Here is a 22,671-nt window from a genome sequence, read left to right on the forward strand (position 1 = left end):
GCGGGCAGATGCGTGCTGGCGTTTTGTGCAGGCCGGCATCGGTTATACCTCGTCGCTACAATCGAAGGGGAGGGCGCTTTTGACGGCAAAACCTGCGACATAGTCCGGCAGCCTCGCGGGGTCGAAGACGTGGCCGTCCATGAAACGGTCGCCCTCGTCACTGCCTTCGATGCGGATATCGGCATCTTGCGGTGCGTTGTCGTCGCCGAGAGCCGTGCGATAGAGATCCGGGCGGTAGGCGGATGCTGCGGCCCTGGCCATGTTAAGGCTGACCTCGGCCTGTCCCCAGCGGATCATCTGGCTGTAAATCCACAGCGCATGGCTTGGTCGGGGATAATTGGCGAAGCCGGAATGGAACATGAAATAATCGGTGATGATGCGGCGGTTACCTTTTGCGTCGAGGCTGAATTCGCCGGCGAGTACACGCCGAATGATCTCGACGGGGGCAGCGATATAGCGCGGGTCGGCAAGAGCTGCCGCCAGCGCGTCATGATTTTCCGGCCGGTCGCACCAGCGGGCTGCCGCGTCGAGCGCCACGATTAGCCTGGAAACGGTTTCCGGATGGCTTTCCGCCCAATCCGGCCGCATGCCGATTACCTTTTCCGGCGCCGACGGCCAGATGTCCTGCTTGGCGGCGACGATGCGGCCGACGCCGCGCTCCGAAGCGACCATGTTCCACGGCGCGCCGACGCAGAAACCGTCGATCGCACCGGCTGCCAGTGCATCCGAAGTCATGGGCGGCGGCACGACCACGAGCTTGACGTCCTTGTCGGGATCGATGCCGCCGGCTGCCAGCCAGTAGCGGAATTCGTAATTGTGCGAGGAGAAGGGATAGGTGACCCCGAAAGTCGGCAGCGGCTCGCCGCGCGCCCTCATTGCCGCCAATGTTTTTGCCAGGGCGCGGGCATTGTCGAGCGCGCTTGCCGTTTCCTGCAATCCCGCGTCATCCCGCATCCTGTCGAAGAGCCGCGTCGACAGCGTGATCGCATTGCCGCCGCGCCCCAGCGAAAACGGCGTGATCGTCGGCGAGGGATTGGAGCCGAGACCGAGCATGGAGGCCACCGGCATCGGCGACAGCATGTGGGCAATGTCGAACTGGCGGAATGCCAGGCGGTCGCGCACATTCGCCCAGGAGACGTCCTTGACGAGATCGAGCGTCAGGCCTTCCTTCCGCGCGAAGCCGAATTCCGCCGCCGCAATCAGCACCGATGCATCGACGAGCGGAATGAAACCGGCCCGCAGTACTTTCGGCCCTTCGTTGTTCACCCGCACGGGCGAGGGCATGTCGCCGCCGGAGTTGGAGGTCGTTGTCATCATATCCACTCCGGTTTCCTCCGGAAATTCATCAGGTCGGCCATTACATCAACAGCCCCGCGGCAGTGACGACGCTCTGGGCGATTTCCGACATCTTCTTCTTTTCGTTCATCGCTGTCTGGCGCAGCAGGGCGAAAGCCTCTTCCTCCGACAGGCCGCGCATCTTCATCAATATGCCTTTGGCGCGCTCGATGAGCTTGCGTTCCTCGAGCGCGGAGCGGGCATCGGCAAGCTCCCGCCGTAGGCGGTTGAAGGCATTGAAGCGGCTGACGGCCATGTCGAGGATTGGTTTGACGCGTTCCTTCTTCAATCCGTCGACGATATAGGCCGAGACCCCGGCATCGACAGCTGCCTCGATCGAGGCTGTGTCGGAGCGATCGACGAACATGGCGATCGGGCGGCTGACCGTGCGCGTCAGCTGGAACAGATGCTCCATCATGTCGCGGTTGGGATTCTCGATATCGATGATGATCACGTCGGGCATCAGCGTTTCGATGATTCGCGCGATGCCGTTGACCTCATGAACCACGGTGACGCGCGTATGCCCTGCCTCGCGCAGTCCTTCTTCGATGATGGAGGCGCGAATGGCATTTTCGTCGATCACCAGAATTGTCAGATCGAGATGCGTCATTGTTCTATTCATGACGCACTGCAGCAATATTGGCAAGCGCGCCAGCCTGATAAGTGTGCAAAAACTAAGTATGCACAATATATGATCAGATTGCCGTGCTTTCGCGCGGAATCAAGGCGAAGCCGAGGTCGATCTGCTCGGACCTCGATACCACGGAGGAATTCAACGCGGCAAGCACCCTTTCGGCCGCGAGTTTTCCGGTTTCGAAACGCCTAGTCGCGATCGAGGAGAGGGAGGGTGCGGCGCAGGCGGCGAATTCCAGGTCGTGAAATCCGATGATCGAGATGTCATCGGGCACACGGATGCCGCGTTTGCGGCATTCCTGCATGGCACCGAGCGCCAGATTGTCGTCAGTGCAGAAGATCGCCTCGGGCACGTCGCCACGTTCATGCGTCATGGCGAAGAGGTCGGAGCCGAGTGCCACGTAGCTATGGCGTGGCCTCTCGGCGATGATCTCCAGATTCAGCAGCTCCGCCTCCTGCATCGCCAGCCGGTAGCCGTCGAAACGCGACTGGGCGCGGTGGTCGAGATTGCCGGTCAGGAAGGCGATCCGGCGGAAACCCCGTTCGATCAGGTGCTGCGTCGCCGTCTGCCCGGCATGCTCCTGCGACATGCCGATGTTGAGGTCGATCGGGTTTGGAGAAAGCTCGAAGGTCTCGACAACGGGCAGACGAGCCTGGGCGAGAAGCTGACGAGAGAGCGGCGTGTGATGAGTGCCGGCGATGATGATCGCCTCCACCCTTTGCCCGAGTAATGCCTTGATGGCGTTTTCCTCCTCGATCTCGGAATAGCGGCTGTTGACGACGATCACCTGGAAGCCGGCGGCGACCAGCACCTCGTGAAGCGCAAACAGATATTCTGCGAAGATAACGTTGTAGAGGGTCGGAACGATGACGCCGATCGCATGCGTGCGCGAGGAGGCGAGGCGGCTCGCGGCAATATTCGGCACATAGCCGAGTTCCTTGACGGCGGCATCGACGCGCAGCCGCAGGCCTGGCGAGACCGCATCGGGCTTGCGCAGCACCCTCGAAACCGTGATCGGGCTGACCCCGGCAAGACTTGCCACGTCATCAAGTGTTATCCGCCGCATGCAAGTCCCGCCACTCGTCCCAGAATATTGATTGTCATATTCTTTAAAAACAGAGAATATTTTCTCATTGCTGTTGCTGATAGCGCTAGAACATACGATTTGACAGCGCTGTCAACTATGTTAACCTAAAATTGTACCGGAAAGGGACGGGGTGGAACCTTCCGGGACCAAGTGCAAATCAAAGCATAGGAGAGGCGGCTCGGACCGCCTGAGGAGGAGAACATTCATGTTTAAGGTGAAAGAAGCCAAGTTGGCTCGCATTGCCGCGTTTTCCGTGTCCGCGCTTGCCCTGCTCTGCGGCGCGGCCAGCGCGGAACCGAAGGTCGTGTCCGGCCCGGCCGCCGAGCCCGGCTGCATGGTGCCGTGGTCCGCCGACACGCAGTTCCTGCAATATCCAAAGAAGGACGGCCCCTATCGCATCGCGCTCGCCAACGGTTACATCGCCAATACCTGGCGAATCCAGATGGTGCAGACAGCCAAGGCCTATGCCGCCCAGCCCGACGTCGCAGCCAAGCTGAAGGAGTTCAAGGTCGTCTCGACAGGCGAGGATGTGCCGGCGCAGATTTCCGCCATCAACAACTTCATCGATGCCGGTTATGATGCCATCGTCGTCAATGCGCAGAACCCGACCGCTTTCGGGCCGGTGATCAAGCGCGCCAAGGAGGCCGGTGTCATTCTCGTCGCCTTCGACAACATCCTCGATACCAAGGACGCGATCAACGTCAACGTCGACCAGAAGGGTCTCGGCGTCCTCTGGGCCGACTGGCTGGTGAAACATCTGCCGAGCGGCGGCAAGGTGCTGGAAGTGCGTGGCGTCGCCGGCACCTCGGTCGATACGGATCGCCACAACGGCATCCACGAAACCCTGGACGCCTCGGGCAAGAAGTTCACGGTAACCGAGGTCGTCGGAAAATGGGATGACGGTGTTGCCCAGAAGGCGACGGCTGACGCGATCGCCACCAACGGCCCGTTCGATGGCATCACTGCGCAGGGCGGCGATACCGGCGTCGTGCAGGCGATGATCGATGCCAAACATCCCTTCGTGCCCTTCGGCGGTGAGACGGAAAATGGCTTCCGCAAATTCTGCGCTGCCCATGCCGCCGACGGCCTGAAGTGCTCGTCCGCCGGCACTGGCCCGGCCCAGGTCGCCGTCGCCATCAAGACGGCGATCGCAGCACTCGAGGGTCAGGTCGTGCCGCAGGCCGTCAAGCTGCCGACCGCGATTGTTTCGGATCCTGATTTCAAGGAAGGTGAGGATTACTATCCCACCCAGTCCGACAACTTCTTCGTAGGCAATTCCTTCCCCACCTGCGGCATCAATTTCAGCGCTCAGGAAATCATGGGGCAGTCCAAAGAGAACCAATAGCAGCCGTCCTCCGGATCTGATTGCGGGTGTTTGCACCCGCAATCTCCAAGGTGATAGACCGAATGGAGGGTGGACGCATGACCTTGTCCGAACCGCTTTTCCGCACGGAAGGCATATCGAAACGCTATGGCGGTGCTGTCGCGCTTAAGGATGCCGATATCGCCATCCGGCCGGGAGCGATCCATGCCGTCCTTGGCGAGAACGGCGCCGGCAAATCGACGCTGATCAAGATCATGGCGGGCGTCGTGGCGCCAGATGAAGGACGCATGCTGCTCGACGGCAAGGAGATCGCCTTCGCCTCGCCGGCCGCCGCCAATGCGGCGGGCATCGTCTGCGTCTTCCAGGAGCTTTCGCTGATCCCCGACCTCTCCGTCGCCGACAACATCGTCATCAGCAATCCGCCGCTGAGATTCGGCATGATAGACCGGCGCCGGCAACGGCGGATCGCCGAGGAAGCGCTGGCGCGCGCCGGTGCCTCCGACATTCATCCGTCCGCCTTGGTCAAGGATCTACCCCTGTCCCGGCGGCAGATGGTCGAGATTGCCAAGGCGCTTGCCCGCAAGCCACGGCTGATGATCCTCGACGAGGCGACCTCGGCGCTGACGCAATCGGATGTCGAAAAGGTCTTTGCCGTGTTGAAGCGCCTGCGCGCCGAGGGAATGGCGCTGATCTACATCTCCCACCGCATGCACGAAATTGCCCAGCTGGCGGATGAGTGCACGGTCTTCCGCAACGGCCGCAGCATCGAATCCTATCCGGCCGGCACGAAGACCGACCAGCAGGTGGTTGAACTGATGATCGGCCGCGAATACAGCAATGTCTTTCCGCCGAAGCCGGCCCATCGCGGAGAGCAAAAACCGGTCCTTTCCTGCCTCGACCTTTCCTGGGGTGACCGGCTTTCTGGCATCACTTTCGATATCAGGCCCGGCGAGATCATCGGCGTCGGCGGGCTAGACGGGCAGGGGCAGCGCGAATTGCTGCTGGCCCTCTTCGGCGTGCTGCGCGACGTGAAGGGCGAAGTCGCGATCGACGGCAGGCCGGTGACGCTGAAAAGCCCCCGTGATGCCAAGTCCGGCGGCATATCCATGGCGCTGATCCCCGAGGACCGGAAGACCGAGGGGCTGATGCTGCCGATGACGGTGCGCGAGAACCTGTCGATTGCAGCCCTCGACCGCGTCTCGCGCAACGGCGTCATCGATCGGGCGGCCGAACGACGCGAGATCGACGATCTGTTCAAGCTGTTGGCGATCAAGGCCGCGACGATCGACATGCCCGTTGCCGCACTATCCGGCGGTAACCAGCAGAAGGTGGTTATCGCCAAATGGCTGATGAACCGGCCGCGTATCATCCTGCTCAACGATCCGACGCGCGGCATCGACGTCGGCACCAAGCAGGAAATCTATCTGCTGCTGCACAAGCTTGCCGATGCGGGCGCGGCGATCATCTTCTATTCCACCGACTACGATGAACTGATCGGCTGCTGCGACCGCGTGCTCGTCATGTACGACGGCCGCATCATCCGCGAGCTCGAAGGCGCCGAGATCAACGAGCACGAACTGATCGGCGCAGCTCTCAACATCGCCGGCGACCACGTAGCGCAAAGGATTGCCCCATGAACAAGCATGCTTCCGGCGACCGGCGGTTCTGGTATGCGCAGCAGAAGGGAACGCTGTTTGCCGCACTCCTCTTCGTCGCCATGTTCGCCCTCTATGTCTCGAACCACCCGGCGGGCTTCACGCCCAACGTCGTGCAGACGGCTTCGAACAAGGCGACGCTGCTCGCCTTCGTCGCCATGGCGCAGTGCTTGGTCGTCATCACCGCCGGCATCGATCTCTCAGCCGGCATGGTTCTTGTGCTCTGCAATTGCCTTGCCTCCTGGCTGGTCGTTGGCACGCCGTTGCAAACCGGAGCGGGTGTCGTCGTCGTGCTGCTCGCCGGGCTCGGCTGCGGCATGCTGAACGGGCTCATCATCATCTTCGGCCGGCTGCAGCCTATCGTGGCGACGATCGCGACCAGCGCGATCTTCTACGGGCTGGCGCTCCTGCTGCGACCGACACCCGGCGGTTCTGTCAACGAGGATCTGGCCGATGCCTTTACCTCGAAACTCCTAGGAGTCGTTCCGGCAAGCCTCGTCGTGCTTCTCGCCGTGATTGTCGTCATCTGGGTGCCGTTCAGCCGCTCGGCGATCGGCAGGGCGGCCTATGCGGTGGGGTCGGCTGAGAACGCCGCCTATATGTCGGCAATGCCCGTCAAGCGGGCGAAATTGACGGCCTATGCGCTGGGCGGACTACTGTCGGCGATCGGCGGGCTTTATCTCACCTTTTTCTCCTATACCGGCGAAGCGGCGTTTGCGAGCGGCAACGCCTACACGCTCTATTCGATCGCGGCGGTGGTGCTCGGCGGCGTTTCCCTTGCGGGGGGCAAGGGAAGCGCCGTCGGCGCTGTCTTCGGAGCTTTGGCCTTTCGTACGATCGGCGACCTGCTCTTCGTCTTCGATTTCGATCCGCTTTGGCAGCCGCTGTTCCAGGGTGTGGTTTTGATGCTGGCGATCGGCATCGGCTGCATCGGTCTTTCCAGGGTCCGCAATCGATTGGAGTGGTTTCAATGAGCGAGGACGCATCCTCCATGCGGCAGCTTCGAATTCCCACGCGCCTGCGCGGCATCGATCCGGCGGTGGCGACCGCCTTCGGATGCATCATTCTGCTTCTGCTCGCCGGATCGATCTATTCGCCGAATTTCCTGTCGCCGGATTATCTGCTGCAGCAGCTGAAGGTGGCCTCGTTCCTCGGCGTCATCGCCACCGGCATGATGGCGGTCATCCTGCTCGGCCAGATCGACCTGTCGGTGCCTTGGGTAGTGACGTCAGGCGCGATGATGGCCTGCGCCGCGACCGCTTACGGCACGACCGGCTCGGTTCTGGCGATCCCCTTCGGCATCTTCTGCGGCGCTGCGATCGGTCTCGTCAACGGCCTGGCGGTCGCCTATCTCCGCATTCCCTCGATGATCATCACGCTGGCGACCAATGCCGTCGCGCAAGGACTGATGGTCGTCTACACCGGCGGCTTCTCCCCGCAAGATTCGGCCTCGCCGGCCATGCGGTTCCTGGCCACCGGCTACACCATTCCGGGACTTCCGAACGGCGTTCTCGTCTGGCTCTGCGTCGGCTTGGCTGCGGTCTTCACGTTGACGCGCACGACCTTCGGCCGATCCCTTTACGCCATCGGAAACCGCGAGCGCGCCGCTTACATGTCCGGTATCGACACCCGCCGGATCACGCTTCTGGCCTTCGTCATCTCAGGAGGGTTGAGCGCGCTCGGCGGCGTTCTGTTGGCGGGTTATGCGTCGAAGGCATCGCAGTCCATGGGCGACGCCTATCTGCTGCCGTCGATCGCGGCCGTCGTTCTCGGTGGCACGCATGTGCTCGGCGGCAAGGGTTCCTACCTCGGAACGGTGGCGGGCGTCATCCTGATCACGCTACTGCAATCCATCCTCTCGGTGATGCAGATCGAGGAGGCCGGCCGCCAGCTCATCTACGGCGCCGTCATCATCGGCATGCTCCTGCTCTATGGCCGCCAGAAGCCGGCCTGATCGGCCGTTGTCGATACTTTCATCTTTTCCAGCATCCGCTGCTTGAGGAAACCTATCGTTTCGGCGAAAAGGAGCTGCCGCGGCTCGATGTCAGCAGGGAAGTCAGAAGGTACGTTTTGTGGCCACCAGCGAATTTCATCCGATCGAACGGACTGCTCTGGATGACGGACTTGCCGCGCGCGCCTTGAGGGTGATCGAAGCGGTTCTCGGCATTGCCGCGGCACTCGTTCTCGCGGTGCTGCTCTCCATGGTCCTGGTCACCGTCTGCCTGCGTTATTTCTTCAGCGCCGGCTTCATCGGCGCCGAGGATCTCGGTATCTGGCTGCATGTGGGTCTGATCGCGCTCGGCGCGCCGATGAGCCTCAACAGCGCGCTTGCCATGCGCCTCGACGTCTTCGTCAAAATGCTGCCGGAAAGCCTGCAGAAGGTCACGCCGATCGGCGCCGATGTCTTCACCGTGCTTTCGGCGCTGATCCTGAGCTTCGGCGGCACCGAGATCATGACGATGCTCGGCGGCGTCTCGCCGACGCTCGGCGTGCCGGAATGGATCCGCTTCGGTTTCCTCGGCGTCGGCGGCGCGCTGATCCTCGTCGTGCTGCTTCTACAGCGCATCGCGGAAGGCAGGATCCTGCCGGTTTTGCTCTCGCTTTCCGTCGGTGTCGCGCTCTATGCCGGCATCCCACATGTCGCGCTCGATCTCGACTGGCCGCCAAGCATCTTCCTCGGACTGATCGCCGCGGTCGGGCTTGTGCTCGCCGCGCCGCTGCCGCACGCCTTTCTTGCCGCAGCCTATGTCGTCATCGCCTTCGGCAGCAGCCTGCCGGAGCCGGCGATCGTTTCCGCGACCGTCACCGGCATCTCGAAATTCCTGCTGCTCGCCATCCCCTTCTTCCTGCTCGCCGGCGGCCTGCTGACGGCCTCCGGTGTCGCCAACCAGCTCGTGCGCTTCGCCGCCGCCATGGTCGGTCATCGCCGGGCCGGGTTGGCGCAGACGACTCTGCTCACCAGCGTTCTCTTTTCCGGCGCCTCCGGCTCTTCGGTCGCAAATGCCGCTTTCGGCGCATCGACCTTCCAGCCCGAGTTGGTCAAACACGGCTATCCCAAGGCGCAGGCGGCGGCGATCATCGCGTCGACATCGGTTCTCGACAACGTCATCCCGCCGTCGATCGCCTTTCTCATCCTTGCGACGGCCACCAATCTTTCCGTCGGCTCGCTCCTCGTCGGCGGCTTCTTTGCCGGCGGGTTGATGGCCATATGCCTGGCGGTCGCAATCCATCTGACGCTCAGCGAACAGGTGCCATTGCCACGCCCAAATGCGAGACAGCGCTGGCAATCGGCGGTCCAGGCAATCCCGGCCTTCGGGCTCGGCGTCATCGTCGTCGTCGGCATCCGTATCGGTATCGTCACCACCACGGAAGCCGCAGCACTTGCTGCTTTCTACACGTTGCTGCTCGGCATCGGCGCGCGGCTCGGCATTGTCTCACTCTATACCGCCTTCCGTCAGGCAGCCGTTGAAGCGGCGGCGATCGGCCTCCTCATCGGCACGGCCGGCCCCTTTGCTTTCCTACTGGCGGTCGACGACGTGTCGGGGCTGATCTCGCATTTGACGACGGTGCTCGGCGGCAGTGCGCTTGCGGTCATCCTGCTGTCGAACGTCATCCTGCTGGTGGTCGGCCTCGTTCTCGACATCGGCGCAGCGATCCTGCTCTTCGGTCCGATCCTGCTGCCGGCAGCGGTTGCCGCCGGCATCGATCCCATCCAATTCGGGGTGATCATCGTCGTCAACCTGATGATCCACGGGCTGACGCCGCCGCTCGGCATGCTGATCTTCGTCGTCAGCGGCGTCACGCGCGTTCCCGCCTCGGAGCTCTTTCGGGCGGTGGTTCCCTATCTGCTCGCTCTCCTGGTCTCGCTCGCAATCCTCTGCGTCTGGGCCATCATCTTCTCGTAAACGGGACAACCCCATGGACAATCTCAACCGACGCAATTTCCTGAAGACCGCAGCTCTCGCCGGAACGGCGCTTGCAGCCCCCGCCTTCGTCCGCACGGCTGCCGCCCGTACGACGACGATCACGATCGCCTCGTTGCTCGGCGACGACAAGCCGGAAACGAAAATCTGGGTGAAGATCGGCGAATTGGTCGAAGCGAAGCTTCCCGGCCAGTTTAAGTTCAATATCGTCAGGAACGGTGCGCTCGGCGGCGAGAAGGAAGTGGCTGAAGGGGTGCGCCTCGGCTCCATCCAGGCCGGCCTTTCCACGGTCTCGTCGCTCTCCGGTTGGGCGCCGGAACTGCAGATCCTCGATCTGCCCTTCCTCTTCCGCGATGCCGACCATGTCCGCAAAACCGTCGCCGGCGACGTCGGCGCCGATCTCAAGCAGAAACTGCAGACGCAGAATTTCGTCGTCGGCGATTTCATCAATTTCGGCGCCCGCCATCTCCTGACCAAGGAACCGGTGACGCGGCCAGAGCAGCTCAAGGGCAAGCGCATCCGTGTCATCCAGAGCCCGTTGCACACCAAGCTCTGGAGCGCATTCGGCACGACGCCGATCGGCATTCCGATCACCGAGACCTATAATGCGCTCGCAACTGGTGTCGCCGACGCGATGGACCTGACCAAATCGGCCTATGCCGGCTTCAAGCTCTATGAGGTCGTGCCCGATATGACCGAGACCGGCCACATCTGGGCATCCGGCGTCATTTATTATGCCTCGACCTTCTGGGCCGGCCTCGACGACGAGCAGAAGGCGGTGTTCCAGCAGGCTTCCAGCGAAGGGGCTGCCTATTTCAACCAGTTGATCGTCGACGACGAATCCAAATCCGTCGAAACGGCGCTTGGCCATGGCGGAAAGCTGTTGAAGCCGGAAGCCTTCGACGAATGGCAGAAGGGCGCCCAGGGTGTGTGGGACGATTTCGCGCCTGTTCTCGGCGGCATCGACAGGATCAAATCGATCCAGGCCGCTTGAGCGAGCGGGCGGTCCTCCTGCAGCTTGAACGAGACCTAATGGAAAAACCCTCGGTCTTGTCGTCCCGCGGACTTGCCGGAAAAATAATGCCAGAGCAGGCCGGAAATCGAAAGAGCATGCCTTCGGTGATCGTGGTATATGACTTACTGAAAATCCTGGGATGGGACGTTTTTACCTTAAGCCGGCGCGATCCTGATGACTGCAATCTAGCAACCGTTTCCGGCGGACGGATCCCATGACCTCGATTGGGATGAACAACATTTAACACAAGGCTTTGGAGGGCCGACTATGAGCTTACGTATCAACGACATTGCCCCCGATTTCACTGCCGACACCACACAGGGACCGATCAGCTTCCATGATTGGATCGGCAACGGCTGGGCCGTATTGTTCTCGCATCCAAAGAATTTCACGCCGGTTTGCACGACCGAGCTCGGCGCCATGGCCGGCCTGGCCGGGGAGTTTTCCAAGCGCGGCGCCAAGATCATCGGCATCTCCGTCGATCCTGTGGAAAGCCATGCCAAGTGGAAGAACGACATCAAGACCGCCACCGGCTTCGACGTCGAATATCCCTTGATCGGTGACAAGGACCTCAAGGTCGCCAAGCTCTACGACATGCTGCCGGCCGGCGCCGGCGAGAGCTCGGAAGGCCGCACGCCTGCCGACAACGCGACGGTGCGTTCGGTCTTCATCATCGGTCCCGATAAGAAGATCAAGCTGATCCTGACCTATCCAATGACGACGGGCCGCAATTTCAATGAGATCCTGCGCGCCATCGATTCCATCCAGCTGACGGCCAAGCACCAGGTGGCGACACCGGCGAACTGGAACCAGGGCGAGGACGTCATCATCACTGCCGCGGTTTCCAACGAAGACGCGATCACGCGTTTCGGTTCCTTCGATACGGTTCTGCCCTATCTCAGGAAGACCAAGCAGCCGACGGCCTGACGACTGCTTTCAAGCCATCCCCAAGCCGCCGCGAAAGCACTTCGCGGCGGCTTTTTACTGATCAGACTAGGCGATGGCTTGATGGGCTCTCACCGCATCGCCGAATGCTTGAAACAGCGCACGATTAACAGGGTTGGTTTGCGGATCGTATTCGGCATGCCATTGCACACCCAGAGCAAATCCCGGCGCGTCCTTGAACCTTATCGCCTCGATCGTCCCGTCCTCGGCAATGCCTTCGGCAACGACCCTCTCGCCGAGTTCGAGGATGCCCTGTCCATGCAGGGAATTCACCCGGATCGTCTCCCGGCCGAGGATACGCGCAAACATCCCATCCGCAACGAGCTGAACGTCGTGTCGATCGCCGAAAACGATGGCTGGGTCGGGATGGATCTCACCTGTTTCCAGGCGCGGCATTCGGTGGTTCATGCGTCCGGGCAATTCCCGGATTTCGGGATGCAGCGAGCCGCCGGCGGCGACATTCATTTCCTGAAAACCGCGGCATATGCCGAAAACAGGAACGCCTTGCGCAACACAGGCTTCGATCAATGGCAGCGCCAGCCCGTCACGATCCTCATCATATGGCTCATGCTTGGGATCCGGCACCATGTTGAATCGGCTGGGATGGACATTGGCTCTGGCACCCGTCAGCAGAATGCCGTCGACGACAGCCAGCAGATCCGCGATATCGGCCAGTTTAGGATTGCCGGCAAACATCAGCGGCAACGCTTCGGCGACATCGGCCACGGCTCGCAAATTGTTTTCTCCGACAAGCTGGGTCGAGAAGCGGCTTTCGACGATGCGGGCGTTCCCGATGATGCCGATTACAGGTCTTGCCATTGCTTGTCACACCCCAAGTCGCAACGCCAGCTGCTGCCCAAGCCGCCTGGCCCTCGGGCAGGTGATTTGCAACGCCGCGAAACCGGAACCGGCCTCGGGCTGACTGCCGGCTCGGTTGTCACCATATGGTTATCCTTGGTCGCGATGCAGGTGCAAGAGCTTTTGCGACCGCCAAGGCATCTGGGCCGGTGCTCAATCCGGAACGGGAAGGGCGCGCTGGTTGTAGAGGATCTTGCGGATGCGCGCCTGTTCCTCTTCGGAGAGCTTGCTGTTGTCGGTGCCGAGATCGGCGCCGACCGCAAGGCCGCGCTGGACGCCGGGCCTTGCGCCGACTTCCTCGAACCATCGCTTGAAATGCTTGAACTCGTCGATGTCCTGACCCTGTGCCTGCCAGCTGACGGTCCAGGGATAGCTGGCGATGTCGGCGATGGTGAATTCGTCACCGGCAAGGTAGCGCCGGTCGCGAAGCCGCATGTTGAGAACGCCGTAGAGGCGGTTGGCTTCGTCGGTGAAACGCCGCACCGCATAGGACTGATCGCCTTCGCGATCGCCAAGGCGACGGAAATGACCGGCCTCGCCGAGTTTCGGCCCTTGGTTCGCCATCTGCCAGATCACCCATTGCGTGACCTCGTATTTGCCACGCAGATCCTGCGGCCAGAATTTTCCAGTCTTCTCGGCGAGGTAGAAGAGGATCGCGCCGGATTCGAAGACGCTCAACGGACCGCCGCCGTCGGCAGGCGCGTGATCGACGATGGCAGGCATGCGGTGATTGGGGTTGAGTTTGAGATAATCAGGCTTGAACTGGTCGCCACGGCCGATATTAACCGGCACCAGCCGGTAGGGCGTGCCCGTTTCCTCCAGGAAGATCGAAACCTTCTTGCCGTTCGGCGTCGGCCAGTAGTGGAGATCAATCATCTGCTTATCCTCGTTCGCTCGGGATTTCCTGGCAAACAGGATGACGCTACGACCATGGCAGGTCGAATATGTTTGTTCCAAAATCGGTAGCGAAATTAGAAACCTGTGGCCGTCCCCGGCACCAATTCGGGTGCAGGTATGGAAATGGGGGAGGCGTCGCGCCTTCATCAATGGTATCTAAAATCCAGCGTTGCGATGGAAGTTCGAACCCGCCGAGATCCGATGATACGTCGAAAGCGTCAGTCCGACATTGCGAGGAGATCGACGAAGGCCATGCTTTCGCTCTGTCTTCTGTTTCCCGCCGTGGACACAATAAAGGCCCAGCCTGAAGGGAGCGCCGGGTCGCCGGCCTGCTTGTATTCGGGACCTTCGGCGGCGGGATCGGGTGAGACGCTCTGCATCCGGAAAGACAGTTTCAACTACGACCTTTGCATCGCGATCGAGCATTTCGCCAGCGCCAACCAATTGCCGGCGGATTATTTCGCCCGTCTCATCTGGCGAGAAAGCACCTTTCGCCCCGATGCAGTCAGCTTCAAGGGAGCCCAGGGGATTGCGCAGTTCATGCCCGGAACGGCCAAACTGCGCGGTCTCGAAGACAGCTACCAGGTGTTGGAAGCCCTGCGGAAATCGGCGCAGTATCTCGAAGAATTGCGCAATCGTTTCGGCAATCTCGGCCTTGCCGCCGCCGCCTATAATGCCGGGGAAAACGGCCTTGCCACTTACCTTTCGTCAGGCAGATTACCTTACGAGACGCGCAGCTATGTGATGGCAATCACCGCGCATACGGTCGAGGAATGGAAGGATAACCCACCTGAAGATGCGGCCGCCCCGCTCGACAAGGACAAGTCCTTCCTCGATGGCTGCGTGGCGCTTGCGGAGAGACGGACGTTGAAGGATACGCCCTGGCGGCAGGAGGGTGAATGGGCGCCCTGGGGCGTCCAGCTTGCGGCGAATGCAAATGTCACGGTCGCCCGGCGCATGTTTCTCGATGCCGTGCAGGATCTGCCTGCGCCCCTGAATGCGGAGCAGCCGCTGATCCTGCGCCAGCGCGATCGCAGCTTCGGTTTTCGGCCGCGTTATGCTGTTCGCATCGGCCGGCAGACGCGCATGGAAGCCAACGACCTCTGCAACCAGATTCGCAAACACGGCGGCACCTGTCTGGTTTTCAAGAATCGATAGCAGCCCCGGTCCAGCCTCTTGATCACGAAAAGTCTGCTTGCAGGATCACCTGAACGCAACATATTCGACACGGAAATGCCAAGGGAGGAACGATAATGCGGGTTTTGGTAATCGGGGCAACGGGCCATGTCGGGACCTATCTCGTCCCCCGTCTGGTGGAAGCCGGTCACGACGTCGTCACGATCAGCCGCGGCACGGCAAAGCCTTATACGGCAAACCACGCCTGGGCTGCCGTCGATCAGCGTCAGATGGATCGGGCAGCCATGGAGCGGACGGGTGATTTCGGCCCGGCCGTGCGTACATTGGAAGCCAACATCGTCATCGACATGATTTGCTTCACGCTGGAAAGTGCCGAGCATCTGGTGACGGCGCTGTCGGGGCATGTCGGTCACTTCCTGCATACCGGCACGATCTGGACGCATGGCCATTCGACGGTCGTACCCACGCTGGAGGAGACGCCGAAATTTCCCTTCGGCGACTATGGGACGCAGAAGGCGGCAATCGAAACCTATCTGCTGCAGCAGGCAAGGCTTCGCGGATTTCCGGCAACCATCATCCATCCCGGGCACATTGTCGGTCCCGGTTGGGCGCCGCTCAATCCGGCCGGCAATTTCAACCTGCAGGCCTTTTCAACCCTTGCCCGCGGAGAGACCCTGGCGCTGCCCCATTTCGGCTTGGAGACCGTTCATCACGTCCATGCCGACGACGTGGCGGCGATGTTCATGGATGCGATCGCCAACTGGAATGCGTCGACCGGCGAAAGTTTCCACGCGGTTTCGGAGCAGGCATTGACCCTTCGCGGTTATGCCGAATCCATGTCTCGCTGGTTCGGGCACGAGCCGAAGCTCAGCTTCGCCCCATTCGACGCCTGGGCCGAAAGTCAGACGGCTGAGGATGCAAAGGCGACCTGGGAACATATTGCCCGCAGCCCGAATTGCTCGATCGCCAAAGCCAAACGCCTGCTCGGTTACACTCCGAGATACACCTCCCTGCAGGCGGTGCAGGAATCCGTGGGTTGGCTGGTCGGGCAGGGGCGGATCGAGACCTGATCCGCCACCACCGCGCGTAGCGGGCGGCTGCTTTTGTTTTACGCAATTCCGGACGGAAAACCGCTTCGCACTTTTCCTGAAATTGCTCTAACGGATCAGGATAGCCCTGAAATCATTGACATTGGTTCCAGTCGGGCCGGTTTCGAAGAGATCGCTGGTGGCCGCAAAGCCCGAATAACTGTCATTGCCGTCGAGCAGCCGGCGCGGATCGAGCCCGGCGGCGCGCAAGCGCCTCACCGTGCCGCCATCGGCAAAGGCGCCGGCATTATCCTCCGAGCCGTCGATCCCGTCGGTATCGGCAGCGAGGACATGAATGCCCTCCTGTCCGTCGATCGCAAGCGCCATGGCGAGCGCGAATTCGCCGTTGCGTCCGCCCTTGCCACCCTTGGTTCTCAGCGTCACCGTCGTCTCTCCGCCGGAAAGGATGACGACCGGCTTCGGAAACGGCCTGTTCCGGCCCGACACTTCGCGGGCGATGGCCGCATGCACCAGCGCCACGTCGCGCGATTCTCCCTCGATCGCATCGGAAAGGATCGCCGGCTCGATCCCCTGCGACGTCGCCAGGGCAGCGGCCGCCGCCAGCGAAACGCCGGCGGAGGCGATGATGTGATGCGCGTGGCGCAAGAAGACCGGATCATCCGGCCGCGGTGCATCGGCCTTCGGCGAGTTCAGATGGTCGAGTGCTGCCTGCGGCAGCTGTAATCCGTATTGCCTGATGATCTCGAGCGTATCGTGTCGTGTCGAACCGTCAGGGACTGTCGGCCCGGAGGCGACATGGGCCGGGTTGTCGCCGGGAATATCGGAGACGATCAGACTGACGACTCTCGCTTCGGTCGCTGCCGCAAGTCTGCCGCCCTTGATAGTGGAGAGATGTTTGCGCACGACATTCATCGCCGAAATCGGCGCGCCCGAGGCAAGCAGCATTTCGTTGAGCGCGATCTCGTCTTCAAGGGTCAGCCCGTCCGGTGGGGCGGGCAGCAGCGCCGAGCCGCCACCGCAGATCAGCGCGATCACCAGGTCGTCTTCCGTCAGCCCGTTCACCGTCTCCATCAGCCGCTTTGCGGCGGCAAGGCCAGCCGCATCCGGCACCGGATGCGCTGCCTCGAGGATCTCGATGCAGCGTGTCTCGCAGCCATAGCCGTAACGGGTGACCACCACACCTTCGAGCGGTCCGTCCCAGACGCTTTCGAGTGCCCGCGCCATCTGCGCCGCGCCCTTGCCGGCGCCGATCACCACGGTCCTTCCCTTCGGCCTTTCAGGCAGATGCGCCTTGATGCCGGTCAGCGGATCGGCGGCGCGAACCGCCGCGTCAAACAGGCCTTTCAGGAAATCGCGGGGAGCGCTTATTGTCATCGGTGGTCTCTGCTGCCTCGGTATCGATGGTAATGTGGGGCGCTTGCTGCACCATAGCCTACTGCATAATGCAGCAATTCAAAGTGTTACAGCGCCCTTTGCGGCTCCCGAAAAGCTGCCCGGCGCGGTACACTCGCGTCAGTCGGCGAGGGCCGCCAGGATGCGGACCCAGGATCGTATGCCTTTATGAAAGCTGGAGAGATCGTATTTTTCGTTCGGGCTATGGACGCGGTTGTCAAAGCGGGCGAAGCCGACCAGCAGGGCATCGCATCCGAGCCGGCGTTTGAATTCCCCGATGATGGGGATCGAGCCTCCGGTGCCGGCAAGGGCCGCTTCGCATTGCCATTCTGTCGAAAGCGCCTGAAGCGTTCTGGTGAGAAACGGACTGTCGATCGGCATGACCGTTGCCGGCGAGAGCCCGTAATCCCTGAAGCTGACCGAACAATCCCTGGGGATACATGCACGCACGTGCCGCTGGAAGGCATCGCGGATCGCCTGGGGATCCTGTCCTTCCACCAGGCGAAAGGAAATCTTGGCGCTCGCCTTGGCCGGAATGACCGTCTTGAAGCCTTCGCCCGTATAGCCGCCGCTCATGCCGTTGATCTCGCAGCTCGGCCGCGCCCAGATCTGTTCGAGGACGGAACGACCCGCCTCGCCGGCCGGATCTCTGAGGCCGATATCGCCGAGAAAGGCCGCCTCATCGAAGGGCAGCCTTTTCCACAGCGCCTTGATGGCGTCCGGGAGCTCTTTGACGCCATCATAAAAACCCTCGACCGCGACGCCGCCATCGGCGCGCCGCAGGCTCGAAACAACGTCTGACAGCACCTGCAGCGGATTGCGCGCGGCATTGCCGAACATGCCGGAATGCAGGTCTTGATCGGCGCAGATGACTTCGATTTCCGTACTAAAGATACCGCGCAGCATCGTCGTGACGGCAGGCGTTTCGCGATCCCACATATCCGTGTCGCAGACGAAAACCGCATCGGCCTTCAACTCGTCTGCCGTGGCATCCAGAAAGGGCGCGAGGCTCGGGCTGCCGGCCTCTTCCTCGCCTTCGAACAGCACGCTTACCTGCACCGGCAGTTTTCCGGTGACGCTCCTCCAGGCGCGACAGGCTTCGACGAAAGTCATCAACTGTCCCTTGTCGTCGGACGCGCCGCGCGCCACGATCGCGGTATCGCCGTTCGGCAAGGCTTCCATGCGCGGCTCGAACGGATCGCTCGTCCACAGCGCCAGCGGATCGACCGGCTGGACATCGTAATGGCCGTAAAACAGCAGATGCGGTCCGGATGCCGCCTTTTCATGGGCGACGACCATTGGATGGCCGGTCGTTTTGCGCACCGATGGTTCGAAGCCGATGGCAGCCAGATCCCGGCTCAGCCACTCGGCAGCGGCGCGGCAGTGATCGCGATAGGCCGGGTCGGTCGAGATGCTCGGAATGCGGATCAGCTGGAACAGCCGCGCCAAGCTGCCATCGAGGCTTTTGTCCACATAGGCAAGAACGGCATCGATATCTTGGTCCATGGCACTATTCATCGTCTCTCCTCAGCGTTTCAATCTTCCGGATCGAGAATGCAGCATTGCTCTGCTAGAGGCGTCAGCACCGCGGACGCCCCTGTTTCCATCGGATCGGACAACGCCCCATTGGCGGTGATCTCTCCCGCTGATGTCATGCATTTGTACTGATAGGCTCGGCCGAGATAGGTGCGCGTGCCGAGCACGGCCGCGATGCCATCGCCGTCACGGCTGACGGCAAGACCGTCTGCGCGGCAGGCCAGCACGAAGTCATCCTTGATCGGCCCGAATGTGTCCTGTGACAGCTGCAGGCTGGCTCCGCCCGTCGTTTCGGTGGTCACAAGCGCGCCGTTGCGCGCGGTCACCTTCATACGGATCAGGTTCTCGAAGCCGACGAAACGGGCGACGAAGGCGTTGGCCGGCTGACGATACAGCACCTCCGGCGCGTCGAGCTGCATGATGCGCCCGGCATTCATGATCGCCACTCTGTCGGAGATCGAGAATGCCTCCTCCTGGTCGTGGGTGACGTAAAGTGATGTCGTGCCATTGGCGCGCTGGAGCTGCCTGATCTCGACGCGCATGTCGATCCTGAGTTTTGCATCCAGGTTGGAAAGCGGCTCGTCGAACATCAGAAGCGGTGGCTCGATGACCAAGGCCCGGGCGAGAGCCACGCGCTGTTTCTGACCGCCTGACAGAGCCGACGGCAGGCGGTCGGCGAGGGCGGAAAGGCCGACACGCTCCAGCATGGCCATCGTTCTTTTCGTCCGTTCCGGCGGAGGAATATGACGCTGCCTCAAGCCGAAGGCGACATTGTCCTGTACGCTCAGGTGAGGAAAAAGCGCGTAGTTCTGAAAGACCAGGCCGATGTCGCGCGCATGTGCGGGAAGGCCGGTCAGGTTGCGCTCACCGAGCTTGATGCTGCCGCTGCTCGGCTGCAGAAAACCGGCCACGAGGCGCAATGTCGTCGTCTTGCCGCAGCCGCTGGAGCCGAGCAAGGAGACCAGTTCCCCGGCCATGATTGAGATCGACAGGTCCTTGAGCACTTGCGTGCTGCCGTAATGGGCGGAGATGGAATCGATGGTGAGGGATACGGTCAAGAGCGTTCTACTTTGTCAGGAAGGTGAGGCCGAGCGTGGCCTCGACGACGGCCATGACGCCGACTGTCACGAACATCAGCAGCACCGAGACCGACGCGATCGTCGGATCGAAGAACTGTTCCATATGCGCGAGGATCTGGATCGGCAGCGTCGAGATGCCCGGCCCAGTCAGGAAAACCGAAACCGACACGTCGTTGATGGAGGTGATAAAGGCGAGGATGAAGGCGGCAATGACCCCGGCACGGATATTCGGCAGGACCACGGTCAGGAAGGTTTTCAGCGGTGGGCAACCCAGGCTGATCGCCGCCTCCTCAACCGAAAAATCGAAGGCCGCCAGGCTGGCGCCGACGACACGCACCGAATAGGGCAGGATCAGCAAGGCATGGCCGACTAACAGGCTGATGAAGATCGGCAGCCCGAGGCCGATCGTGACCGATTTCATCAGCGAGAAGCCGAAGACGATCTCCGGCACCAGGATCGGCAGCACGAAAATGGTGGACAGCCAGCGCGGCAATTCCACCCGATAGCGGTTGATCGCATAGGCTGCCGGGACACCAATCAGCAGGGAGAGCGCGGTGCCGAGAAAGGCGACCTGCAGGCTGGTGATCGCGGTCGTGCGGAAGGCCTCGATCTGGAAGATATTGACGAACCAGCGCAATGTCAGGCCCTGCGGCGGGAAGGTCAGATAGGTCGTGTCGCTGACGGCCGCACCGATGATGATGACGAGCGGTGCGAGCAGGAAGAAGAAAACGCAGGCCGCAAAGGCGGCGAGGATCGGGTGAACGCGCCTGTCCATCACACCGCCATCGGATTGAGCCGGCGTGCGATGCGGCTCATGATGAGGACAACGCCGAGCGTCAGCACAACCATGATGGCGGCAATCGTCGATGCACCGACCCAATCGAAGGTCACCATGGCGCGCTGGTAGAGGAATGTTCCCATCATCATCTGCTTTTCTCCGCCGAGTAGTTGCGGTGTCGCATAGGAGGTGAAGCTGCCGGTGAAGACCAGGACCGCGCCGACGATGAGGCCGGGTGTCGCAAGCGGCAAGATTACCTGAAAGAATGTCATCAGCGGTTTCGCGCCGAGCGACGCGGCCGCATCGATCAGATCGCGCGGGATGCCTTCAAGCACCCCGACGAGAGTCAGGATCATCAGGGGAACGAAGAGATAGACCATGGCAACGATCACCGAACCTTCGGTATAGAGCATCGAAAGCGGTTCACTGAGGATGCCGGTCGAGATCAGCATGGCGTTCAGAATGCCGTTCTTTCCGAGAATGATCAGCCATGCGAAGGACCGGACGACGACACCTGTCAGCAGCGGAAAAACCGCTGCGATGATCATGATGCTCTTCGCGCGACCGGGCATCTGCGCGATCACATAGGCGGTGATGAAACCGACGGTGAGCGAAATCGCCGTCGTGATCAGGGCGATTTCCAACGTGCGATAGAGAACCGCCCGCCGAAAACCGCTGTTGAAGAACGTCACATAGGGCGCAAACACACCCTTCGGTTCCGCAAACGTCGCCGCAATGGTGATGGCGACAGGAATGATGAGAAGCAAAATGACGGCAATCGTCGCCGGCATCGTCAATCCCCATCTGGCAAAATGCTTCATCTCAAAACTCGTGGCATGTCCTGATATCAGGGCGCCGCATCTCGGATTCGAATGTGCGGCGCTTCCATGTCTGGCAGTCAACCGGCTTCAGGTCAGGCCGGGATATGCACCTTACTGACCGAAGACTTCGTTCCAGCGGTCGATCCAGTCGGCCTTGGCAGCATTCATCTTGGCATAGTCGATGCGGGTGAGGCTGGCGACCATATCCGGGCCATAGGTCCAGATCTTCGCCTGGTCCGGCGTCAGGCTGACCTTTGTCGAGATCGGCGCATCGACGCCTTGTTCGGCTTCAGCCTGCTGGACGTCCTTGGACAGGATGAAGTTGATGAATTGATGGGCGAGTTCGACATTTTCCGAACCCTTCGGGATGTTCACGGTGTTCAGCGTGGCGATGTCGCCGTCCGTAAGCTTGGCCCATGTCATCGTCGGAACGGCCGCCTGCATCGACGCCAGGGTAAAGTCCTGGGCTAGCGCAACGCGCACTTCGCCTGTTGATATCAGGTTCACCAGCTCCGAGCCGGTGTTGTAGTTCTTGACGACGTTGGGCTTGAGTGCCTCGATTTCCGAGAAGGCCTTGTCGGTGTCTTCATAGGCATCGGCGCCACCATGCTTGCCGGCTTCCAGAACGACCAGCGGGCCGGCCGTAGTGGTGATTCCGGGCAAGGAGACGGAGCTTTTCAGATCGTCGCGCCACAGGTCGCCCCAGGCGGTGATCGGCGGGTTGACCTTGGCGGAATCATAGACGATGCCGACGCGCCCTATCGTATAGGCCGGGCCGTATTTGCCCTGAGGCGCCTTGCCCAGTTCGTAGATATCCGCGAGGTTGGGAATCTTCGACGCATCGATCTCCTGGAACAGCCCCTGCTCGATGCCGAGCTGCGAGAAACTGTCTGTGAGGTAGATGACATCGACGCCCTTGCCATCGCGCAATTTCAGCTTGTTGAGCCGGTCGGCATTGTTGCCGGTTTCGAATACGATCTCGCAGCCGCAGATCTTCTTGAACGGCGTGATGATGTTCGCATTCATCTTCTCGCCATTATAGCCCCACCAGGAGATGGTCAGCGTCTTCGATTGCGCATGTGCCGCTGCGGTGCCACCGACGGTGGCAAGCAGCGCCAGAGACAGGATTCGGGCAAAACGTCTGACCTTCATGAGCAATGTCCTTCTGTGAAAAGCGGCGTTGGCAATCGGGATGATACCCCCAGG

The 22,671-nt window shown here is 61.4% G+C and carries 21 protein-coding genes; 10 read left to right on the plus strand and 11 right to left on the minus strand.

Going from position 1 to position 22,671, the window contains the following annotated elements; all coding sequences use genetic code 11:
- Positions 1-42: 42 nt before the first annotated feature.
- The 3 genes from N2A41_RS08365 to N2A41_RS08375 all read right to left on the minus strand — a co-directional run bounded on the left by N2A41_RS08365 (position 43) and on the right by N2A41_RS08375 (position 3,035).
- Positions 43-1,323, minus strand: coding sequence for a CmpA/NrtA family ABC transporter substrate-binding protein (locus tag N2A41_RS08365; RefSeq protein ID WP_260110705.1), 1,281 nt, complete (start codon positions 1,321-1,323; stop codon positions 43-45).
- A 34-nt stretch (positions 1,324-1,357) separates the two neighbouring features.
- The gene (locus N2A41_RS08370; protein WP_162118469.1) at positions 1,358-1,945 is read right to left on the minus strand and encodes an ANTAR domain-containing response regulator; all 588 of its coding nucleotides are present in this window, start codon (positions 1,943-1,945) and stop codon (positions 1,358-1,360) included.
- Positions 1,946-2,030: 85 nt separating this feature from the next.
- Positions 2,031-3,035, minus strand: a complete 1,005-nt coding sequence (locus tag N2A41_RS08375) for a LacI family DNA-binding transcriptional regulator (protein ID WP_260110706.1) — start codon at positions 3,033-3,035, stop codon at positions 2,031-2,033.
- Positions 3,036-3,261: 226 nt separating this feature from the next.
- On the opposite strand from N2A41_RS08375, the gene N2A41_RS08380 reads away from it, so the two are divergent.
- The 8 genes from N2A41_RS08380 (at position 3,262) to N2A41_RS08415 (ending at position 11,900) form a co-directional block, all read left to right on the plus strand.
- The gene (locus N2A41_RS08380) at positions 3,262-4,401 is read left to right on the plus strand and encodes a sugar ABC transporter substrate-binding protein (protein ID WP_260110707.1); all 1,140 of its coding nucleotides are present in this window, start codon (positions 3,262-3,264) and stop codon (positions 4,399-4,401) included.
- Between the two features lie 77 nt (positions 4,402-4,478).
- Entirely contained in the window at positions 4,479-6,017 is a 1,539-nt protein-coding gene (locus tag N2A41_RS08385; RefSeq protein WP_222290539.1) for a sugar ABC transporter ATP-binding protein, read from the plus strand.
- Positions 6,014-7,009 carry an ABC transporter permease gene (locus N2A41_RS08390; protein ID WP_162118439.1) on the plus strand — a complete coding sequence of 332 codons (996 nt, stop codon included), beginning with the start codon at positions 6,014-6,016 and terminating at the stop codon, positions 7,007-7,009. Before N2A41_RS08385 ends, N2A41_RS08390 begins: the two co-directional genes overlap by 4 nt.
- Positions 7,006-7,989 carry an ABC transporter permease gene (locus N2A41_RS08395; RefSeq protein ID WP_260110709.1) on the plus strand — a complete coding sequence of 328 codons (984 nt, stop codon included), beginning with the start codon at positions 7,006-7,008 and terminating at the stop codon, positions 7,987-7,989. Before N2A41_RS08390 ends, N2A41_RS08395 begins: the two co-directional genes overlap by 4 nt.
- A gap of 118 nt (positions 7,990-8,107) precedes the next feature.
- Entirely contained in the window at positions 8,108-9,940 is a 1,833-nt protein-coding gene (locus N2A41_RS08400; protein WP_260110710.1) for a TRAP transporter large permease, read from the plus strand.
- A gap of 13 nt (positions 9,941-9,953) precedes the next feature.
- Entirely contained in the window at positions 9,954-10,952 is a 999-nt protein-coding gene (locus tag N2A41_RS08405; protein ID WP_260110711.1) for a TRAP transporter substrate-binding protein, read from the plus strand.
- Positions 10,953-10,990: 38 nt separating this feature from the next.
- Positions 10,991-11,191 (plus strand): hypothetical protein, encoded by a 201-nt coding sequence (locus tag N2A41_RS08410; protein WP_222383993.1) that lies wholly within the window; start codon positions 10,991-10,993, stop codon positions 11,189-11,191.
- 49 nt (positions 11,192-11,240) lie between these two features.
- Positions 11,241-11,900, plus strand: coding sequence for a peroxiredoxin (locus N2A41_RS08415; RefSeq protein ID WP_017964008.1), 660 nt, complete (start codon positions 11,241-11,243; stop codon positions 11,898-11,900).
- 66 nt (positions 11,901-11,966) lie between these two features.
- Here the strand turns inward: N2A41_RS08415 and N2A41_RS08420 are convergent, their stop codons facing one another.
- Positions 11,967-12,737: a gamma-glutamyl-gamma-aminobutyrate hydrolase family protein gene (locus N2A41_RS08420; RefSeq protein WP_222252827.1), complete on the minus strand. Its 771-nt coding sequence runs from the start codon at positions 12,735-12,737 to the stop codon at positions 11,967-11,969.
- A gap of 192 nt (positions 12,738-12,929) precedes the next feature.
- Entirely contained in the window at positions 12,930-13,652 is a 723-nt protein-coding gene (locus N2A41_RS08425) for a glutathione binding-like protein (RefSeq protein WP_260058259.1), read from the minus strand.
- 195 nt (positions 13,653-13,847) lie between these two features.
- On the opposite strand from N2A41_RS08425, the gene N2A41_RS08430 reads away from it, so the two are divergent.
- On the plus strand, positions 13,848-14,831 hold the full coding sequence (locus N2A41_RS08430) for a lytic transglycosylase domain-containing protein (protein WP_260110712.1): 984 nt from the start codon (positions 13,848-13,850) through the stop codon (positions 14,829-14,831).
- A gap of 95 nt (positions 14,832-14,926) precedes the next feature.
- A complete protein-coding gene (locus tag N2A41_RS08435) occupies positions 14,927-15,880 on the plus strand; it encodes an NAD-dependent epimerase/dehydratase family protein (protein ID WP_260110713.1) in 954 nt (317 codons plus the stop codon).
- An 87-nt stretch (positions 15,881-15,967) separates the two neighbouring features.
- Here N2A41_RS08435 and N2A41_RS08440 read toward each other — a convergent pair whose 3' ends face one another.
- From N2A41_RS08440 to N2A41_RS08465, 6 genes are all read right to left on the minus strand, one after another.
- Positions 15,968-17,233, minus strand: coding sequence for a glycerate kinase type-2 family protein (locus tag N2A41_RS08440; RefSeq protein ID WP_260110714.1), 1,266 nt, complete (start codon positions 17,231-17,233; stop codon positions 15,968-15,970).
- Positions 17,234-17,371: 138 nt separating this feature from the next.
- A complete protein-coding gene (locus N2A41_RS08445; RefSeq protein WP_260110715.1) occupies positions 17,372-18,769 on the minus strand; it encodes a dipeptidase in 1,398 nt (465 codons plus the stop codon).
- A 17-nt stretch (positions 18,770-18,786) separates the two neighbouring features.
- A complete protein-coding gene (locus N2A41_RS08450) occupies positions 18,787-19,845 on the minus strand; it encodes an ABC transporter ATP-binding protein (protein WP_260110716.1) in 1,059 nt (352 codons plus the stop codon).
- 7 nt (positions 19,846-19,852) lie between these two features.
- Positions 19,853-20,644 carry an ABC transporter permease gene (locus N2A41_RS08455; protein WP_065279702.1) on the minus strand — a complete coding sequence of 264 codons (792 nt, stop codon included), beginning with the start codon at positions 20,642-20,644 and terminating at the stop codon, positions 19,853-19,855.
- On the minus strand, positions 20,641-21,465 hold the full coding sequence (locus N2A41_RS08460; RefSeq protein ID WP_260110717.1) for an ABC transporter permease: 825 nt from the start codon (positions 21,463-21,465) through the stop codon (positions 20,641-20,643). Before N2A41_RS08460 ends, N2A41_RS08455 begins: the two co-directional genes overlap by 4 nt.
- A gap of 111 nt (positions 21,466-21,576) precedes the next feature.
- Positions 21,577-22,617 (minus strand): ABC transporter substrate-binding protein, encoded by a 1,041-nt coding sequence (locus N2A41_RS08465; RefSeq protein ID WP_260110718.1) that lies wholly within the window; start codon positions 22,615-22,617, stop codon positions 21,577-21,579.
- Positions 22,618-22,671: the final 54 nt, after the last annotated feature.

It is taken from the genome of Rhizobium sp. SRDI969, from assembly GCF_025152725.1.
Taxonomy (GTDB): domain Bacteria; phylum Pseudomonadota; class Alphaproteobacteria; order Rhizobiales; family Rhizobiaceae; genus Rhizobium; species Rhizobium leguminosarum_I.

What these genes read in the sequence shown, in the direction of transcription:
- N2A41_RS08370 (WP_162118469.1), bottom strand. Translation starts at nt 1,945, where the DNA reads ATGACGCATCTCGATCTGACAATTCTGGTGATCGACGAAAATGCCATT.
- N2A41_RS08375 (WP_260110706.1), bottom strand. Translation starts at nt 3,035, where the DNA reads ATGCGGCGGATAACACTTGATGACGTGGCAAGTCTTGCCGGGGTCAGC.
- N2A41_RS08380 (WP_260110707.1), top strand. Translation starts at nt 3,262, where the DNA reads ATGTTTAAGGTGAAAGAAGCCAAGTTGGCTCGCATTGCCGCGTTTTCC.
- N2A41_RS08385 (WP_222290539.1), top strand. Translation starts at nt 4,479, where the DNA reads ATGACCTTGTCCGAACCGCTTTTCCGCACGGAAGGCATATCGAAACGC.
- N2A41_RS08390 (WP_162118439.1), top strand. Translation starts at nt 6,014, where the DNA reads ATGAACAAGCATGCTTCCGGCGACCGGCGGTTCTGGTATGCGCAGCAG.
- N2A41_RS08395 (WP_260110709.1), top strand. Translation starts at nt 7,006, where the DNA reads ATGAGCGAGGACGCATCCTCCATGCGGCAGCTTCGAATTCCCACGCGC.
- N2A41_RS08405 (WP_260110711.1), top strand. Translation starts at nt 9,954, where the DNA reads ATGGACAATCTCAACCGACGCAATTTCCTGAAGACCGCAGCTCTCGCC.
- N2A41_RS08410 (WP_222383993.1), top strand. Translation starts at nt 10,991, where the DNA reads ATGGAAAAACCCTCGGTCTTGTCGTCCCGCGGACTTGCCGGAAAAATA.
- N2A41_RS08415 (WP_017964008.1), top strand. Translation starts at nt 11,241, where the DNA reads ATGAGCTTACGTATCAACGACATTGCCCCCGATTTCACTGCCGACACC.
- N2A41_RS08420 (WP_222252827.1), bottom strand. Translation starts at nt 12,737, where the DNA reads ATGGCAAGACCTGTAATCGGCATCATCGGGAACGCCCGCATCGTCGAA.
- N2A41_RS08425 (WP_260058259.1), bottom strand. Translation starts at nt 13,652, where the DNA reads ATGATTGATCTCCACTACTGGCCGACGCCGAACGGCAAGAAGGTTTCG.
- N2A41_RS08430 (WP_260110712.1), top strand. Translation starts at nt 13,848, where the DNA reads ATGGAAGTTCGAACCCGCCGAGATCCGATGATACGTCGAAAGCGTCAG.
- N2A41_RS08435 (WP_260110713.1), top strand. Translation starts at nt 14,927, where the DNA reads ATGCGGGTTTTGGTAATCGGGGCAACGGGCCATGTCGGGACCTATCTC.
- N2A41_RS08440 (WP_260110714.1), bottom strand. Translation starts at nt 17,233, where the DNA reads ATGACAATAAGCGCTCCCCGCGATTTCCTGAAAGGCCTGTTTGACGCG.
- N2A41_RS08445 (WP_260110715.1), bottom strand. Translation starts at nt 18,769, where the DNA reads ATGAATAGTGCCATGGACCAAGATATCGATGCCGTTCTTGCCTATGTG.
- N2A41_RS08460 (WP_260110717.1), bottom strand. Translation starts at nt 21,465, where the DNA reads ATGAAGCATTTTGCCAGATGGGGATTGACGATGCCGGCGACGATTGCC.
- N2A41_RS08465 (WP_260110718.1), bottom strand. Translation starts at nt 22,617, where the DNA reads ATGAAGGTCAGACGTTTTGCCCGAATCCTGTCTCTGGCGCTGCTTGCC.